Source organism: Lentzea flaviverrucosa (assembly GCF_003350445.1).
In the GTDB taxonomy this organism is placed as follows: Bacteria; Actinomycetota; Actinomycetes; order Mycobacteriales; family Pseudonocardiaceae; genus Lentzea; species Lentzea californiensis.
The window spans coordinates 247,499-264,175 of sequence record NZ_QQAU01000004.1; the positions used below are offsets into that span (position 1 = coordinate 247,499).

A 16,677-nucleotide genomic window follows, 5' to 3' on the forward strand; every position below is an offset into this window, starting at 1 on the left:
GCCCCCGGAATCGCCGGTTCGCGAGCGGCGGGTTCCAGCGAACTGTGGGCTTTCAGTGCGTGTGAGCGTCAGCTCGGGTTCCACGCGTACCCGGTCGTCGTGGTGACCGCCACGAACCCGAGCCGCTCCAGGATCGGCCGGCTGTCCTCGGTCGCGTCGACCTGGAGGTACTTGATGCCGCGCTCGACGGCGAGGCGGGCGCGGTGTGCAACGAGCGCGCGGTAGATGCCCTTGCCTCGCCACTCGGCGAGGGTGCCGCCGCCCCACAGGCCCGCGAACTCCGTGCCGGGCACGATCTCGATGCGCGAGGACGAGACGACCTTTCCATCTGCCTCCGCGATCACCGCGATGACGTTCGGGTCGTCCTTCTTCTCCATCAGGCGGTCGACGAGCCAGCTGTGCTCGCGGCCGAACACCTCGGTGGCGGTGGCGGCCAGGCTGTGCACGTCGGCCTCGTCCACGGCCTCCCGGATGACGATTCCGTCCAGTTGCACCGGTGCGGTCATCTCCTCGGCGAGGCCGATCAGCACGGTTTCCCGGCCTTCCGACTCGAAGCCGGCCGCGACCAGCCGTTCGGGCAGGTCGGTGGGGGTGTCGTGGCTCCACGTCTTCCACTCGACGCCCTGGTCGCGTGCGGTGAAGAAGTCGCGTTGGCGGGCGATCAGCTCGTCCAGTTCGGGGCCGGTGACGCCCAGGTCGGGCGGGCCGCCGACGAAGCCTCGCCGGCGTGGCCAGTGCACCCGGAACACCGGGCCGTCGCGGTGCACCTCGGCTCCGGGGTCGAGGATCGTCCACTCGGCTGGGCGGGCTTGGTCGTCGAACGCGCTGAGCAGCGCGGCAGCGGTCACTGGCCTGACGGTATTGACAGGCGCTGCTGGTGCGCACTCGATTTTCGGGGCGTCAGCCCTTGGGGTTCGGTTGTGCGGTGGGCAGGAGTGCCCTCACCTCCTCGATCGTGGTCGCTTCCGACGGGTCCTTGTCCGGGCGGTAGCGGACGACGCGGGCGAACCGCAGCGCCACGCCGCCTGGGTAGCGCGGGGAGACCTGCACGCCGTCCAGTTCGATCTCGATCACCAGCTCCGGGCGGACCATGACGACCCAGTCGTTCTGTTCGGTGACGATCTCCTGCAGTGCTTTGGTCTGCCACTTCAGCAGCTCGTCGGTGAGGCCCTTGAAGGTCTTGCCGACCATCACCGGCGGGCCGCCGTCCGGGTCGCGGGCGCCCAGGTGCAGGTTCGACAGCCAGCCTCGGCGGCGGCCGCTGCCCCACTCGACGCCGAGCACGACCAGGTCGAGCGTGTGCACCGGCTTCACCTTCTGCCAGGCGCTGCCTCGGCGGCCTGCCGCGTAGGGCGAGGCCAGCGACTTCACCATCACGCCCTCGTGGCCTGCTGCGAGCGACGCAGTGACGACGGCCGCCGCTTCCTCCGGCGACGGGTCCAGCACGCCCGGGATGACGTGCTCGCCCGCCACCTGCCTCAGTGCGGCGAGGCGGTCGCGCAGCGGCTCGTCGAGCAGGTCCTTGCCGTCGAGGTGCAGGCAGTCGAAGAAGTACGGGTGCAGCAGCAGCTCACGTTCGTCCTGCGCGCCGAACCTGCTCATCGTCTCCTGGAAAGGGCGGGGTCTGCCCTCGTCGGTCAGCGCCAGCGTCTCGCCGTCGAGCACCACCGACGCGCACGGCAGGCCGCGGACGAGCTCGACCAGCTCCGGCACCGTCTTGGTGATCTCGCGCAACGTGCGCGTGTAGATGTGGACCTCGTCGCCTGAGCGGTGCACCTGGATGCGCGCACCGTCGAGCTTGTGCTCGACCACGCAGCTGCCGAGCTCGACCAGTGCCTCGTCCAACGACTCCGCCGGTGACGCCAGCATGGGACGCAGGGGGCGCCCGACCTCCAGCCGGAACGCCTCCAGCACGGGTGCGCCGCCCTCCAGCGCGGCCACCGCGGTCTCCGGCAGCCGGCCGGACAGCATGAACGCTCGCCGCACCGTCTCGCCCGGCACGTCCGCGGCTGACGCGATCGCGTCCAGCATCACGCCCTCCAGCGCGCCCTGGCGGAGCTCGCCGGTGAGCAACCTGCGTAAGAAGTCCTGCTCCGCCTCGGTCGACCGCGCGAACAGTGCAGTGAGCAGGCCGGCCCGGCGCTGCGCCGAGCCCTTGCCGGACGTCGCCGCCACCTCGGCCAGCGCGGCGTCGACCTCGGCGATCGTCAGTTCGGCGTGGGCGGCGGGTGGCACGGACAGGTCGAGAACAGTCCGCCAGCCCGCGCCGATGCGCCCCTGCCGCGGCGTGCCTATGAGGAACGACACCACCGCGACCACCACGTCCGCCGTCGCCGCGTGCAGCAACGCGGACAACGCCTTGACCTTGGCCAGGCGTGACCGGGTCGCCGCCACCGCGGCTGACGTGTCGACCACTTCGGAGAGGAGCACGGTTCTATGGTGCACCCGAGCACTGACAATTTCTGGAGGCTCGGGTTAGGCTGACCGGGTCAACCGTTCTACCTGGGGGTTTACCGCACCATGCGTGCATTCATCGCTGCCGCCCTGCTCTTCGCGGCCGTCGCCGTCACGTCCTTCGCCGGTCCCGCCACCGGGGACCGCGAGCACATCCTCGGCTCTGACGCCGACGTGAGCGCCCAGCGCGAGCACATCCTCTAAGCGAAGACGTCGGCGATCTCCCTGACCGCCTCACGCAGGCGGTCAGGGGTCAGCGACGCGTAACCGAGCACCAGACCGGGCCACATGGGCGTGCGCGTGTACTGCGCCAACGCCCAGACGTGCACGCCACGCTCGGCAAGCCTGCTCTTCAACGCGAGGTCGTCCGTCCCGTCGGGCATGCGCAGCACGACGTGCAACCCGGCTGCGACGCCGATGGGCTGCCATGTGGGCAGATGCTCCGCAACGGCCTCCAGCAGCGCGTCCCGCCTCTTCCGGTAGAGCGCGCGCGTACGGCGTAGATGCCGGTCGTAGCCGCCCGTCCGCAACAGGTGCGCGAACGCGGCCTGCGGGATCGTGCCGGTGCCCATGTCGTTGTACTGCTTGCGTTGCACGATGCCTTCGCGCAGACGTTCGGGCACCACGAGCCATCCGAGGCGCAACGCGGGCGCCAGCACCTTGCTCGTCGTGCCTTGGTACACCACGTGTTCGGGCGCGAGGGCCTGCAACGCCCCCAGGGCCGGCCGGTCGTACCGGTGTTCGGCGTCGTAGTCGTCCTCGATGATCAACGCGTCCCGCTCGCGCGCCCACTCGACGAGCGCCCGCCGCCGTTCGGGATGCAGCACCATGCCCAGCGGAAACTGGTGCGCCGCAGTGACCAGCACCGCTTTGCAGTCCGTTTTGGACAGAAGGTCGACGCGGATGCCCTTGTCGTCCACCGGAACCGGCACGGTGACGAGGCCGTGCGAGCGCAGCAGGTCTTCGCCGCCGAAGTGGCTGGGTTCCTCGATCGCGATGCTGCCGTTCAGCATCCTGGCGGTGAGCTGCAAGCCGTCCGCCGCGCCGTTGGTGATCACCGCGTCCTTCGCGACCACGGCCCGGACGCGGGCGAGGTAGTCGACGATCTCCTTGCGCAGTCCCAGAAAACCGGCAGGGTCGGGGTAGGCGAGGTCGTCGTCGGGGAGCTCGGCGAGCGCCGCCCGATGAGCCGCCACCCACTCGGCTCGGGGGAACGCGCCCAGTGCGGGCAGGCCGGGCCGCAGGTTGTACCGCCACCGCTGCGGCGGCTCGGGCACGCCGCACGCGCCGGCCGGCCCGAGGCTCGCGACCGTCGTCCCCGATCCGCGCCGCGTCGTGAGGTAGCCCTCCGCGACGAGCTGCGTGTACGCCGACGTCACCGTGCCGCGCGCCACCCCGAGTTGCGCGGCCAGGTCGCGGCTCGACGGCAGCCGAGTGCCGGGCAGGAGCCGCCCGTCCCGGACGGCCCGGCGCAGTTCGGCCTCCACTCCGCGACGCCGCTGGTGCTCCGGCAGCAGTAGTTCGCGAAAAGTGGTCCAGTTCGTGGTCATTGAAGTGGAGCTTAAACCTGGACCAGTTCGACGCAAGGCTCTGAAGCATGAAACTTGGGGTGGCCGCGGGAGCGACAGCGGCAACGATCGTCGGCGCTTCGGTGCCGATCACGGGAATGCTGGACGGCTACCCGGTCCTGACCGGACAGGCAATGCGCTACGCCCTCGGCGCGGCCGTGTTGCTGCTGGTGGCACGCCGTTTGCCGATGCCCGCGTGGCGTGACGTTCCGCCGTTGCTCGGGGTGGTCGTCACGGGCATGCTCGGCTTCAACGCCGTGCTCATCGCCGCCCAGCAGTACGCGGAACCGGGCTTCGTCGCCGCCGTCATGGGCGGTGCGCCCATCGCACTGGCGCTGCTCTCGCGCCAACGAACCGCATCCGCCATGGTGGGCGCCGTAGTGGTGGCGGCAGGCATCGTGCTGTTGTCCGGCGGCGGCTCGTGGCACGGTCCTGGCCTTGCGCTGGCGTTGACCACGATGGCCGGTGAGGTCTGCTTCACCTTGTTCGCCGTGGGAGTCGTACGGCGCCTTGGCGTGCTCGGCGTGGCGACCTGGACGTGCATCTTGGCGACGGTGATCGGCGCCGTGCTCGGCACGTTCTTCGGCGGCTGGCAGATGCCGAACGCCCGGCAGGGCTTCTCGCTCGCGCTGCTGGCCGTGGTGGTGACCGCGCTGGCCTTCGGGCTCTGGTACTTCGCCGTGAACCGCCTGGGCTCCGACCGCGCGGGCGTGCTCATCGGCCTGATGCCGGTGTCCGGCCTGGCGACCTCCGTGCTGCTGGGCGCGCAGGAACTCTCTCTCGTGTCCGTCATCGGCGTCACCACGGTCGCACTCGGGTGCGTCATCGGGCTCCGGCGCGGAACGCACGAACCGTCGGGAACGCACGATGCAGAGGGAACACACGACGTCGAGGGGACACACGACGCAGCGGGCGCCCACCACACACACGACGCGGGCCGGGTACCCCCAAAATCAACAATAGCGAACGGGTCTGACACTCCGGCCGAAGTTGTTGCGCCGTAACGGTGTCAGGATTTGGCGACCACGACCGCCATCTGCCGGACGATCGCCCGGGAGTTGCCGGGCTGGGCACAGACCCGGTCGAAGATCTCCCGCTGCTCTGCCGTGAACCGCCCTCGCTCCAGCAGCGCAACGGCGAGGCTGTGCACGTCGACGTCCGCGGAGTCGCCCTTCGAGTACCAGACCCACACGGCGTGAAGGGCTCCCTCACGCGGTGCGCCGTACCAGTGCGACGGCTGGTTCGGGTTGGGCGCGGACGGGTGCGGCCTGCGGTACCCCAACCGCTTGGCATGACGGCGAAGCACGGCGTAGGCACGAAGTTCGGCCTGCCAGGCGGTGTAACTGGAGGTCAGCAGTTCCATCGCTCTCGGCAACGCGGCCGGGTCACGAGTGAAGTCACCTGCCACGAACCGAAGAAAGCTCAACGACGCGTGGAAGCCGATCGGGCTGTAGCGCTCCAGGCAGTAGCACAACGCCGTGACGCGACGACCCAACGGAAGGGAGTCGTCGAGAACTTTCCTCGTGTCACTGGAAAAGCTCACGAACTGACCTTCTCCGACCACGGAGAGGCTTCGTCAGCGGGCAGCACGCGAGCAACGTCGACGAGAGGCGTCATCATCGGGTAGATGCGGCCAGCGTTCCACGACCGCAGGTACGGCGGCGGGTCCAGCACGACGACCCGGCGGCCCTCGAACAACGGGATGGGTTCGAGGTCCGGGCCCACGGACGCCGTCTCCACCCACGACTCCAGCGGCGGTTCGAGGTCCACCACCATCAGCAGGCCGTACAGCCACGAGTCAGCGGGCGCGGCAGCCAGAAGGCGCTCGCGGTGCGGCAGGCCGACGCGGACAACACCAGGGCCGCCGCCGATCTCGTCGGACGAGCGGCCCTGGGCCTCGTTGACGAACGTTTCGAACGCGCCCGGCTCGCCCCGGACGACCGCTGCCGCGACCGACGTCAGATCCACGCGCAGGACACTAGGCCAGATCAGGCCCCTGCGAGCGGAGATCGTCCACCTTGGACATGGCATCGCGCAGCTCGCCGAGCCACGTGTCCGCGTGCTCGCCGACCAGGCGCACGGCCCATGCCAACGCGTCTGCGCGTGAGCGGGCCACGCCGGCGGCGACCAGTGTGTCGAGCACTTGGCGTTCTGGCTGACGCAGGCGCGTCATGACCGGAACGGCCAGGTGCGTGAACAGTTCGCGCGTGCTGCCCAGGGAAGCGCCCCAGGCGACCTTGCGGCCGTAGCGGTGCTCGGCCTGCCGGGCGATCTCGATGCGTTCGTCACGCGTTTCCTCGCGCCAGCGCGAGATGCGGCCCGACTCGGCCGCGGAGCGGGAGGCGTCGTCGAACTCGCCCTCCAGCGGGGCGAGCGTGCCGACGACGGTGATCTCCTCGCGGTCGACGATCACCTCCGCGGCGCCGGTGAACCAGCCGTCCGGGAGCCTGCCCGCGAACCACGCCGCCGCGTCGTCGGCCGAGGGCAGGTCAGCCTGCTGCCACCCGCCTCGTCCTCGCCATCCACGTCCCATTACAACCACCTCTGATTACATGATTACGTTGTAACCGACGTTACGCTCGCAATCAGTCAGGCGGTGTTCGCCGTCAGCGAAGTGACCAGGGCGTCTACCGACACGACGGGCCGGTCGCACACGTAACCGCGACACACGTAAGCCGCAGGACCTTCGTCGACCAGCGGGCGGTCTTCGAGCAACGGCACGGACGCCGGCTCTCCGGCCACGACGACGCCGCCTCCGGGCACATGGGCGACCGCCGCCGCCCACAGCGACGCACGGCGCGAGTCGTCGGCACCCACCACCGCCACCTGCAACGGGCCCGCGACCAGCGCTTCGGCGGCGGTGAGCCAGTGGCCGGCGAACCGGGGTGCCCGCGCGGCCAGCAGACCGGCCCGCGTCACCGCCTCCGAAGCCGCGGTGAAGTAGTGCGAAGAACGATCGGCGCCGGACAGCAGGGAGGCCGTCAGCAAGGCCGAGGCCAGCGAGGACGCACCGGAGGGTGACGCGTTGTCGGTCGAGTCCGCGGGACGCCTGACCAGCGCCTCGGCGTCGTCGGCGGTGTCGTAGTAGGCGCCGGGAGAGTCCGGCACGGCAAACCGCGCGAGAGCGGTGTCGAGCAGGCCGCAGGCGAGGTCGAGCCACCGGATCGAGCCGGTGACCTGGTGCAACGCCAGCAGGCCGTCGGCGAGGCAGCCGTAGTCCTCCAGCACGCCGAACGACGGCCCGGCGACGCCGTCGCGCGAGGTCCGCAGCAGCCTGCCCTCGACCAGGTGCACCGAGGCCAGCAGCGACGCCGCCTCGGAGGCCGCCGAGATCCACGACTGCTCACCGAAGAACGCGCCCGCCTCGGCCAGCGCGGCGATCGCCATGCCGTTCCAGGAGGCGATCACCTTGTCGTCCCGGCCGGGCTGTGGCCGCAGCGCGCGCTTCGCCAGCAGTTCGGCCCGCACCTGCTCCCCCGGCTCCGACACGAACCGCAACGTCGACTTGCCGTCCTCGAAGTTCGGCTCCGGAGTCACGCCGAACGCGGCAGCCGCCGACCCGAGTTCCTCGAACGACCACACGTACGTCGAGCCTTCTACACCCTCAGTGTCCGCGTCGAGCGATGCCGCGAACCCACCTTCGGCCGTCCGCAGGTCCCTCAGCAGGAACGTTGCCGTGTCCCGCGCGACCCGCTCGTAGCGCTCCGAAGCCGTCACGCGAGTGAGGTGGGTGTAGAAGCGGAGCAGCAAAGCGTTGTCGTACAGCATCTTCTCGAAGTGCGGCACCACCCACGAGGCGTCGACGCTGTAGCGCGCGAACCCGCCGCCGAGCTGGTCGTACAGGCCACCGTTCGCCATCGCGTCGGCCGTCGCGGTCGCCATCGACACGGCCTCGACCGAGCCGGTGCGTTCGTGGTGGCGCAGCAGGAACTCCAGCGCCATCGACGGCGGGAACTTCGGCGCGCCACCGAACCCTCCGTTGCGCCGGTCGAACTCGCCGAGCAGCGACACCACCGCGCCCGCGAGCACATCCGCGTCCACAGTGGACGGGGGCAACGGTGCGGCGTGGCGTGAGATCTCCTCCACCACAGCGGAAGCCGACTCCAGGATCTCGCCGGGTTGCGCGGCCCAGGTCGCTGACACGGCCTCGATGAGCTGCCGGAACGACGGCATGCCGGGGCGGGGAGCCGGCGGGTAGTAGGTACCGGCGTGGAACGGCCGGGCGTCCGGGGTCAGGAACACCGTCATCGGCCATCCGCCGTGGCCGGTCATGGCCTGCGTGACCTCCATGTACACGGCGTCGACGTCCGGGCGTTCCTCGCGATCCACCTTCACCGACACGAAGTGCTCGTTCAGGAACGAGGCGACCTCGGCGTCCTCGAAAGACTCGTGCGCCATCACGTGGCACCAGTGGCAGGCCGCGTATCCGATGGACAGCAGCACCGGCACGTTGCGCCGTCGTGCCTCCTCGAACGCCTCCTCCGTCCAAGGCCACCAGTCGACCGGGTTGTCCGCGTGCTGCAGCAGGTAAGGGCTGGTCGCGTCCGCAAGCCGGTTAGTCATGCGAACCACACTAAATGAGCAGCGCAGAGGCCGAATCTCGATCAGACTCACGCTCGTGTTGCTCACCATGACCACGACGCACCAGCCGGCGACCGACCTGGGCCACCTGCTGCACAAGCATCCCGACCGGGCTCAGTCCTTCACGACGAGCTCGGGTGTCGCGCACGTCTTCTACCCGAAGGCGACGAACGAGGAATGCACGGTCGCCCTCCTGCTGGAGGTCGACCCGATCGCGCTCGTCCGAGGTCCTGGCAGCACGCTCACCCAGTACGTCAACGACAGGCCGTACGCGGCCGGGTCGTTGCTCACGGTCGCGCTCGGCAGCGTGTTCCGCACGGCCATGAACGGCCGCAGCGACAGCTACCCCGAACTCGCCGCGACGCCGATCCCGCTGGTCATCCGCATTCCCGCGCTGCCGCACCGGCTCGCGGACCGGCTGTTCACGCCCCTCGGCTGGACCGTCGAGACGACCGGGCACGGCGATTCGCGCTTCGGTGACGTGACGCTGACCGGCACCGTGAGGCTCAGCGACGCGCTGAAGCACCTCTACGTGCTGCTGCCCGTGCTCGACGGCGGCAAGCACTACTGGGTCGCGGCCGACGAGGTCGACAAGCTGCTCAAGGCCGGTGACGGCTGGCTGGCGGCGCACCCGGACAAGGAGCTGATCACCACCCGGTACCTGGCGCGCAAGCGACCGTTGATCACCTCGGCCCTGGAACGCCTCGCGGACGTCGACGAGGTCGAGCCCGAGGAACTCGACAACGCACTGGCCGAGCCGAAGATCTCCCTTGCCGCACAGCGCAAGGAGGCCGTGGTCAAGGCGCTCAAGGACGCCGGGGCCAAGCGCGTGCTCGACCTCGGGTGCGGTGGTGGGGCGCTGTTGCGCGCGCTCGTCAACGAGCCCGAGTTCACCGAGATCCACGGTGTCGACGTGTCCGCGAAGGCGTTGCAGGAGGCCGCGCGCAAGCTGCACCTGGACCGCATGGGCGAGCGCCAGCGCGAGCGGATCACGTTGCGGCAGTCGGCTCTGACGTACGCGGACACCGAACTGGCCGGGTACGACGCGGCGGTGCTGATGGAGGTCGTCGAGCACGTCGACCCGTCGCGCCTTCCCGCGCTGGAACACTCCGTGTTCGCCGTGGCACGCCCGGCGACCGTGCTGGTGACGACGCCGAACGTCGAGTACAACGTGCTGTTCGACACTTTGCCGGAAGGCCAGCTGCGGCACTCCGACCACCGTTTCGAATGGACTCGTCAGGAGTTCCAGGACTGGGCCGGCGGCGTCGCCGAACGCCGTGGCTACGCGGTGCGCTTCGTGCCGATCGGGCCGGAGGACGCCGAACGCGGCGCGCCGACCCAGATGGCCGTGTTCAGCTCGAAGGACGTGAACTGATGGAACTGAAGATCCCCGACCTCTGTCTGGTGGTGCTCGTCGGCGCCTCCGGTTCCGGCAAGTCCACGTTCGCACGCAAGCACTTCCTGCCCACGCAGGTGTTGTCGAGCGACTACTTCCGCGGGCTCGTGGCGGACGACGAGAACGACCAGTCGGCGTCCGTGGCCGCGTTCGACGTGCTGCACTACGTGGCGAGCAAGCGTTTGGAGGCAGGCCGCGTCACCGTGGTCGACGCGACCAACGTGCAGCCGCAGGACCGTGCCCGGCTGGTCGAGGTCGCGCGCAGGGCGAACGTGCTGCCGGTCGCGATCGTGCTCGACACCCCGACCGCGGTGTGCCTCGCCCGCAACGCGCAGCGACCCGACCGCGACTTCGGCGCGCACGTCGTGAAGCGGCACCGGGCGGCGTTGCGGCGCTCGCTGAAGTTCCTCGGCAAGGAGGGGTTCAAGCGCGTCCACGTGCTGCGCTCCGAGTCCGATGTGGACAACTCGACGATCGTGTACGAGCGCCTGCTCAACGACCTCAAGCACGAGACCGGCCCGTTCGACGTGTTCGGTGACGTGCACGGCTGCCGCGCGGAGCTGGAGGAGCTGCTCACCGAACTCGGCTACACCCTGGTGCGTGACGACGAGGGCCGCGCGGTCGACGCCGTTCCGCCGGGCGACCGCAAGGCCGTGTTCGTCGGTGACCTCGTGGACCGCGGCCCGGACACTCCTGGCGTGCTGCGTCTCGTGATGGGCATGGTCGCGCGCGGCCACGCCTTCAGCGTGCGCGGAAACCACGAGGAGAAGCTCGTGCGGGCGATGCGCGGCCACAAGGTGACGGTCCGGCACGGGCTGGAGAAGTCGCTGGAGCAGTTCGCGCACGAGCCGGAGGAGTTCCGCCTGGCCGCGACGAAGTTCTGCGACAGCCTGGTCGCGCATTACGTGCTGGACGGCGGAAAGCTCGTCGTCGCGCACGCCGGGCTGCCCGAGCGCTACCACGGCCGTGCGTCCGCGAAGGTCCGCAGCTTCGCCCTGTACGGCGACACGACCGGCGAGACCGACGCGCACGGACTGCCGGTGCGCCTGCCGTGGGCGAACGACTACCGCGGCTCGGCGATGGTGCTGTACGGGCACGTCCTGACGCCCGAGGCCGAGTGGATCAACAACACCATGTGCCTGGAGACGGGTGTGGTGTTCGGCGGCAAGCTGACCGCTTTGCGCTACCCGGAGAAGGAGCTCGTCTCCGTCAAGGCGCACCAGACCTGGTACGAGAACGACGCACCGTTCCCGCCGAAGGCCGTCGAACGCGCGCCGGACGTGCTGGCGCTCACCGACGTCACGGGGACGCGCCGCATCGACACGTCGCTGATCGGTGCCGTGACGATCCGGGCGGAGCAGTCCGCCTCGGCCCTGGAGGTCATGAGCCGGTTCGCGATCGACCCGCACGAGCTGCTGTACCTGCCGCCGACGATGGCACCTGTGGCGACCTCGCAGCGCGACGACGTGCTGGAGCACCCCGAGGAAGCCTTCGCGGAGTACAGGTCGGCCCGCGTCGAGCAGGTGATCTGCGAGGAGAAGCACATGGGCTCCCGCGCGGTGTTGCTGGTGCGGAAGGTTGGTGGCGCGATCTACACGCGCACCGGCCGTGCGTTCTTCGACGGCGCGCTGGGCACCGAACTGCTCGACGGCGTGCGTTCGGCTTGTGCGGGGCTGTTCGAGGAGCTCGCCACGGACTGGCTGCTCATCGACGCCGAGCTGATGCCGTGGAACGCCAAGGCCTCCGGGCTGATCCGCGAGCAGTACGCGGCGGTCGGCGCGGCGGCGAACGGCGCGCTTCCGGTCGCGGTCGACGCACTGGCGACTGCCGCTTCGCGCGGTGTCGACGTCACGGAACTGTTGGCGCGCACGACTCAGCGCGCCTCGAACGCCGCTGCCTACAGCGCGGCGTACGAGCGTTACTGCTGGCCCACCGACGGGCTGGAGGGCGTGCGGATCGCGCCGTTCCAGCTGCTCGCCGCGGAGGGCCGGACGTTCCACGACCGTTCACACCTGTGGCACCTGGAGACGCTGGGCAAGCTCGAAGGACCGTTGTTCCAGCGGACCCGGCACCTCGTGGTCGACGTGAACGACCCTGCGCAGGTGGCCGCCGGCGTCCAGTGGTGGCAGGACCTGACCGGGGCCGGCGGTGAGGGCATGGTCGTGAAGCCGCTGGCGAACCTCGGCGGACGCGTGCAGCCGGGCGTGAAGGTGCGCGGGCGCGAGTACCTGCGGATCATCTACGGCCCGGACTACACGTCGCCCGAGAACCTCTCGCGGCTGCGCAAGCGTTCTCTTGGACGCAAGCGCGGACTCGCCCTGCGCGAGTACGCCCTGGGCATCGAGGCCTTGGAACGCCTCGTGCGCGGCGAACCCCTGTGGCGGGTGCACGAGTGCGTCTTCGGCGTGCTCGCGCTCGAGTCGGAACCGGTGGACCCGAGACTGTGATCCTCGAAACCGTGATCGGCTCGCACGCCTACGGGCTCGCGAGCGCGGAATCCGATGTGGACAGACGCGGGGTGTTCGTCGCGCCCACGGAAGCGTTCTGGCGCCTGGAGAAACCCCCGACCTCGCTCGTGGGACCAGATCCGGAGCAGCTCAGCTGGGAGGTCGAGCACTTCTGCAGGCTGGGCCTCAAGTCGAACCCGACGGTGCTCGAGACGCTGGTGAGCCCGCTGGTCGAGATCAGCACGCCGATGGGGGAGGAACTGCGGGACCTGCTGCCCGCGTTCCTCTCCCGGTACGCCGTGCGCGCCTTCACGCGCGCGACGGAGATGCAGCTGTCGCGCGCGGGCCGCAACCTCAAGCCGAAGCAGCTCATGCACGTCGTGCGGTTGCGGTTGGTGGGGCTGAACCTGCTGCGCACCGGCCGTTACGACATCACGGCGGACCGCTCGTTGCTGAAGATCCGCGACGGCTCGATGCCGTGGGACGACGCGGTGGCGTGGGCGCATCAGCTCGGCGACGAGATCGCGTGCGCTGAGGGCCCGCTGCCGGAGGAGCCGGACCGGGTGCGGGTGGAGGACTGGCTGGTGTCGGTGCGCAGGAGGATGTTGTGAGCTACGAAGTACCCGACCTGAGCGCCGTCGTCGCCGAGCAGTCGCACGGCCTGCTGTTCGCGACCGTGTCCGGCGCGCACCTGTACGGCTTCCCGTCGCGCGACTCGGACGTGGACCTGCGCGGCGTGCACGTGCTGCCGCTCGCCGAGGTCCTCGGCCTGCGGCGCGGCCCGGAGACCAAGGAACGGATGTGGGTGCGCGACGGCGTCGAGATCGACCTGGTCACGCACGACGTGCAGAAGTTCTGCCGGCTGCTGACCCGCCCGAACGGCTACGTGCTGGAGCAACTGCTCTCGCCGCTGGTCGTGCACACCACGGAGGCGCACCGCAAGCTCGCCGCCCTGGCCGCTGGGTGCCTGACCTCACGGCACGGGCACCACTACCGCGGGTTCGCCGCCACCCAGTGGCGGCTGTTCGAGAAGACCGGCGAGATCAAGCCGCTGCTCTACACGTTCCGCGCTCTGCTGACCGGCGTGCACCTGCTGCGCACCGGTGAGGTGAACGCGCACCTGCCGACGTTGCTGGAGGAGCTCGACGGTCCGGACTACCTGCCGGGGCTGATCGAGGCGAAGATCCTGGGCGAGCACCGGGCGCTGGCCGGGGTGCCGGAGAGGCCCGCTCCCGAACGGCTGGAGGCGGACCTCGCGCACTGGCACGAGGAGTTGCGGCAGGCTCGGGAGATCAGCGATCTGCCGTTGGAGCCGCCGGCCTTTGAGGAGGTCCACGACTTCGTGGTCTCGACGCGGCTGGCGTGAGCCGGGGCCTCTGTGCTTGCTGGCCTGGCGTCGGGTCGATCACCCCGGGCTGACGTCGGGTCCACCGCGCTCACCGGCCTGACGTCGAGCCGACCGCGCTCACCGGCCTGGCGCTGGGTCCACCACGCCCGCCGACCTGGCGCTGGGTCCACCACGCCCGCCGGCCTGGCGCTGGGTCAACCGTGCTCACTGGCGCCGACCACGCGAGCCTGGCTCGGCCGTGACCCACGGCTCGGCCGCCATGACACTGAAAGATCTGACCTGGCCGGGCTCTCACCCTGGCCTGTCCTGACCCTCGCCCCCGCGCTTCCTCCTCCTGCGGAACGAAGGAAACGCGTTTTGCGTTCCCGCCTATCCACAAGCTACCGCGCCCCAGCATCTCCGCAGGTCAGCAAGCTGCAACCTGTGGACAACTCGCGATCATGACAATCCAGCGAGCCAAATGACCGCCGCGGCAAGGCGAAGTCAGTCCTTCTTCTTCGCAGCCTTCGAGGAAGCAGGCGCCGCGGGCTCGACGGGAGCGTCCTTGGCCGACTCGGCAGGCTCGGCCGGCTCGTCGAACGATGCGGGCAAGCCCTTGATGTGCTTGTTCATCGACTTGACGAGGAAGAACACCGCGATGAAGAAGACGATCAGCAGGACGAGGCCGACCGGGGAGGACTTGCCGAAGTCCTCGCCCTGGCCGCCCTTGTCGTCGTCGTTCGTGTTCGACGGCTGCACGGCGACGAGCGCCACCGTGCTGCCGACGGAGAAGTCTGGGGAGAGCACCCCTAGACCTTAACTCCGGCGAACAGGTCGTTCTCCGGCAGCGTCGAGTCGACCTGCGAGCGGACGAGCTCGTACTCCTCGGTCGGCCAGATCTCCCGCTGCAGCTCCATCGGGATGCCGAACCAGCGGCTGGTCGGGTCGATCTGGGTGGCGTGGGCCTTCAGGGCCTCGTCGCGGACGTCGAAGTAGTCCGCGCATTCGACCTGGGTGGTCACGCGGTCCATGACGTCCGGGCGGTCGGTGCTCCAGTTCGAGAGCCACTCGGTGTACGGCGACTCCACGCCGCGGGCTTCCATCGCCTCGTGGAACGCGAGGATCTTGGCGCGGGAGAAGCCGTGGCCGTAGTAGACCTTCTGCGTTTCCCAGGCTTCGCCCAGTTCTGGCTGGTAGGCGGGGTCTGCGGCCGCGTCCAGGGCGGCCATCGAGATCTCGTGCGTGCGGATGTGGTCCGGGTGCGGGTAGCCGCCGTTCTCGTCGTAGGTCACCACGACGTGCGGGCGGAAGTCGCGGATCGCCTCCACCAGGGACGGCACCGACTCCTCCAGCGGCACGAGGGCGAAGCACCCCTCGGGCAGCGGTGGCAGCGGGTCGCCCTCGGGGAGGCCCGAGTCCTTGAAGCCCAGCCATCGGTGCTGGATGCCGAGGATCTTGGCCGCGCGGGCCATCTCCTCCCGGCGAACCTCGATGATGTTCTCGAGCACGTCCGGCCTGTCCATCGCCGGGTTGAGGATGCTGCCCGCACCACCGTCGGTGCAGGTCACGACCATCACGTCGTGCCCTTCGGCGATGTAGCGAGCCATCGAGGCCGCGCCCTTGCTCGACTCGTCGTCGGGATGTGCGTGCACTGCCATAAGGCGCAGCTTGTCGGCCATGACCCCCGTGGTCCTCCTGTGAGAATGGTCCTGCGACACTCATCAACTGAACGCCGGGCACCATTGTTCCCCAGAGGCCGAGGAGGACGCGGAAGTGGCACAGCGCGTGCTCCCCGAGGGGCGCTACAGCAGGCAGAGCCGCAAACCGCTGGCCACCTGGGCGCGGTGGGCGTTACTCGCCGTAGCCGTCGCGGTAGGTGCCGTCATCGCCTTCGTCGGTTACCGAAATCTCGGCACAAAGCCGATCGAGGCGAAGCAGACCGCGTTCATCCTCCTCGGCGACGACCAGGTGAAGGTCAGTTTCGAGGTTTCTCGCGATCAACCGGAGCGTGCAGCCGTCTGCATCATTCGGGCCCGGTCCAAGGACGGGGACGAAGCAGGCAGACGCGAAGTTCTGGTACCGCCGGGAAATGACGTCGTCGTGGAGACAACCGTTCTACGCACCTCGAAGCCGCCGGTCACCGGCGAGGTGTTCGGGTGCTCCTACCAGGTTCCCCCCTACTTGTCCACGAGCTAGCGGCCAAGCGGGTGATCTGCGGTTTAAACGGCGAGATGGGGAACAAATCGCCGTCGCTGAACGTTGTCTACGTGTTACTATTGCAGCTCAAGCACGGCCCCGGCGCGGGCCGTGTTTTTCCGTTCCGGGCCACGGCCCGGGAACTATCTGGGGCACACGCGTGCGCCGGAGCAAGACGAGGAGTTGGTGACCGTGAGCGACACCCAGGTGACCTGGCTGACCCAGGAGGCCTACGACCGGCTCAAGGCTGAGCTGGACGAACTCATCGCGTACCGCCCGGTCATGGCTGCCGAGATCAACGCCCGCCGCGAGGAGGGCGACCTCCGTGAGAACGGTGGCTACCACGCGGCTCGCGAGGAGCAGGGCAAGCAGGAGGCGCGCATCCGCCAGCTGCACGAGCTGCTCCAGGCCGCGAAGGTCGGCGAGGCTCCCACCACCAAGGGTGTCGCGGCACCGGGCACAGTGCTCACGATCCGCTACGAGGGTGACGACGAGACGGAGACCTTCCTCCTCGCCACCCGCGAAGAGGGCGCGCACGGCGAGATGGAGGTCTACTCCCCGCTTTCGCCGCTCGGCAAGGCCCTGAACGGCGCCAAGGACGGGGAGACCGTGTCCTACGAGCTGCCGAACGGCAAGCAGCAGAAGGTCACGTTGATCTCCGCTGTTCCTTACCAGTCGTAGTCACGCCACAAAACGTTCGAAAGGGCG

Annotated in this window: 17 protein-coding genes; 8 read left to right on the forward strand and 9 right to left on the reverse strand. The window is 69.4% G+C overall.

What is annotated here, in order from left to right; translation table 11 throughout:
• Positions 1–68: 68 nt before the first annotated feature.
• Together DFR72_RS14815 and DFR72_RS14820 are read right to left on the reverse strand one after the other, a co-directional pair.
• On the reverse strand, positions 69–848 hold the full coding sequence (locus DFR72_RS14815; protein ID WP_090065585.1) for a GNAT family N-acetyltransferase: 780 nt from the start codon (positions 846–848) through the stop codon (positions 69–71).
• A 52-nt stretch (positions 849–900) separates the two neighbouring features.
• Positions 901–2,430 (reverse strand): ATP-dependent DNA ligase, encoded by a 1,530-nt coding sequence (locus DFR72_RS14820; RefSeq protein ID WP_090065584.1) that lies wholly within the window; start codon positions 2,428–2,430, stop codon positions 901–903.
• Positions 2,431–2,520: 90 nt separating this feature from the next.
• Between DFR72_RS14820 and DFR72_RS45535 the strand changes: the two genes are divergently transcribed.
• Positions 2,521–2,658 (forward strand): hypothetical protein, encoded by a 138-nt coding sequence (locus tag DFR72_RS45535; RefSeq protein ID WP_170176273.1) that lies wholly within the window; start codon positions 2,521–2,523, stop codon positions 2,656–2,658.
• Here the strand turns inward: DFR72_RS45535 and pdxR are convergent.
• Entirely contained in the window at positions 2,655–4,004 is a 1,350-nt protein-coding gene (gene pdxR / locus DFR72_RS14825; protein WP_090065583.1) for a MocR-like pyridoxine biosynthesis transcription factor PdxR, read from the reverse strand. The genes DFR72_RS45535 and pdxR overlap by 4 nt on opposite strands.
• A 47-nt stretch (positions 4,005–4,051) precedes the next feature.
• Here pdxR and DFR72_RS14830 point away from each other — a divergent pair, with 47 nt between their 5' ends.
• On the forward strand, positions 4,052–5,026 hold the full coding sequence (locus DFR72_RS14830) for a DMT family transporter (RefSeq protein ID WP_090065582.1): 975 nt from the start codon (positions 4,052–4,054) through the stop codon (positions 5,024–5,026).
• A 5-nt stretch (positions 5,027–5,031) separates the two neighbouring features.
• Here DFR72_RS14830 and DFR72_RS14835 read toward each other — a convergent pair whose 3' ends face one another.
• The 4 genes from DFR72_RS14835 to DFR72_RS14850 are packed head-to-tail and all read right to left on the reverse strand — an operon-like array spanning position 5,032 to position 8,585.
• Complete coding sequence (locus DFR72_RS14835; protein ID WP_143086706.1) at positions 5,032–5,565, reverse strand: hypothetical protein; 534 nt, start codon at positions 5,563–5,565, stop codon at positions 5,032–5,034.
• Complete coding sequence (locus DFR72_RS14840) at positions 5,562–5,990, reverse strand: hypothetical protein (protein ID WP_090065580.1); 429 nt, start codon at positions 5,988–5,990, stop codon at positions 5,562–5,564. Before DFR72_RS14840 ends, DFR72_RS14835 begins: the two co-directional genes overlap by 4 nt.
• A 10-nt stretch (positions 5,991–6,000) precedes the next feature.
• Entirely contained in the window at positions 6,001–6,555 is a 555-nt protein-coding gene (locus tag DFR72_RS14845; protein WP_090065579.1) for a hypothetical protein, read from the reverse strand.
• A 56-nt stretch (positions 6,556–6,611) separates the two neighbouring features.
• Positions 6,612–8,585 (reverse strand): thioredoxin domain-containing protein, encoded by a 1,974-nt coding sequence (locus tag DFR72_RS14850; protein ID WP_090065578.1) that lies wholly within the window; start codon positions 8,583–8,585, stop codon positions 6,612–6,614.
• Between the two features lie 55 nt (positions 8,586–8,640).
• On the opposite strand from DFR72_RS14850, the gene DFR72_RS14855 reads away from it, so the two are divergent.
• The 4 genes from DFR72_RS14855 to DFR72_RS14870 are packed head-to-tail and all read left to right on the forward strand — an operon-like array spanning position 8,641 to position 13,812.
• A complete protein-coding gene (locus DFR72_RS14855) occupies positions 8,641–9,978 on the forward strand; it encodes a 3' terminal RNA ribose 2'-O-methyltransferase Hen1 (RefSeq protein ID WP_090065577.1) in 1,338 nt (445 codons plus the stop codon).
• On the forward strand, positions 9,978–12,446 hold the full coding sequence (locus DFR72_RS14860) for a polynucleotide kinase-phosphatase (protein WP_090065576.1): 2,469 nt from the start codon (positions 9,978–9,980) through the stop codon (positions 12,444–12,446). The genes DFR72_RS14855 and DFR72_RS14860 overlap by 1 nt, the downstream gene beginning before the upstream one ends.
• Positions 12,443–13,057, forward strand: coding sequence for a nucleotidyltransferase domain-containing protein (locus DFR72_RS14865; RefSeq protein WP_090065575.1), 615 nt, complete (start codon positions 12,443–12,445; stop codon positions 13,055–13,057). The genes DFR72_RS14860 and DFR72_RS14865 overlap by 4 nt, the downstream gene beginning before the upstream one ends.
• Positions 13,054–13,812: a nucleotidyltransferase domain-containing protein gene (locus DFR72_RS14870; RefSeq protein ID WP_090065574.1), complete on the forward strand. Its 759-nt coding sequence runs from the start codon at positions 13,054–13,056 to the stop codon at positions 13,810–13,812. Before DFR72_RS14865 ends, DFR72_RS14870 begins: the two co-directional genes overlap by 4 nt.
• Positions 13,813–14,277: 465 nt before the next feature.
• Here DFR72_RS14870 and DFR72_RS14875 read toward each other — a convergent pair whose 3' ends face one another.
• Both DFR72_RS14875 and mca read right to left on the reverse strand, forming a co-directional pair.
• A complete protein-coding gene (locus DFR72_RS14875; protein WP_090065573.1) occupies positions 14,278–14,580 on the reverse strand; it encodes a hypothetical protein in 303 nt (100 codons plus the stop codon).
• 2 nt (positions 14,581–14,582) lie between these two features.
• On the reverse strand, positions 14,583–15,452 hold the full coding sequence (mca, locus tag DFR72_RS14880; protein WP_114773675.1) for a mycothiol conjugate amidase Mca: 870 nt from the start codon (positions 15,450–15,452) through the stop codon (positions 14,583–14,585).
• Between the two features lie 94 nt (positions 15,453–15,546).
• Here mca and DFR72_RS14885 point away from each other — a divergent pair, with 94 nt between their 5' ends.
• Entirely contained in the window at positions 15,547–15,969 is a 423-nt protein-coding gene (locus tag DFR72_RS14885) for a DUF4307 domain-containing protein (protein ID WP_090065571.1), read from the forward strand.
• A 183-nt stretch (positions 15,970–16,152) separates the two neighbouring features.
• On the forward strand, positions 16,153–16,650 hold the full coding sequence (gene greA / locus DFR72_RS14890; RefSeq protein ID WP_090007240.1) for a transcription elongation factor GreA: 498 nt from the start codon (positions 16,153–16,155) through the stop codon (positions 16,648–16,650).
• Positions 16,651–16,677 lie beyond the last annotated feature (27 nt).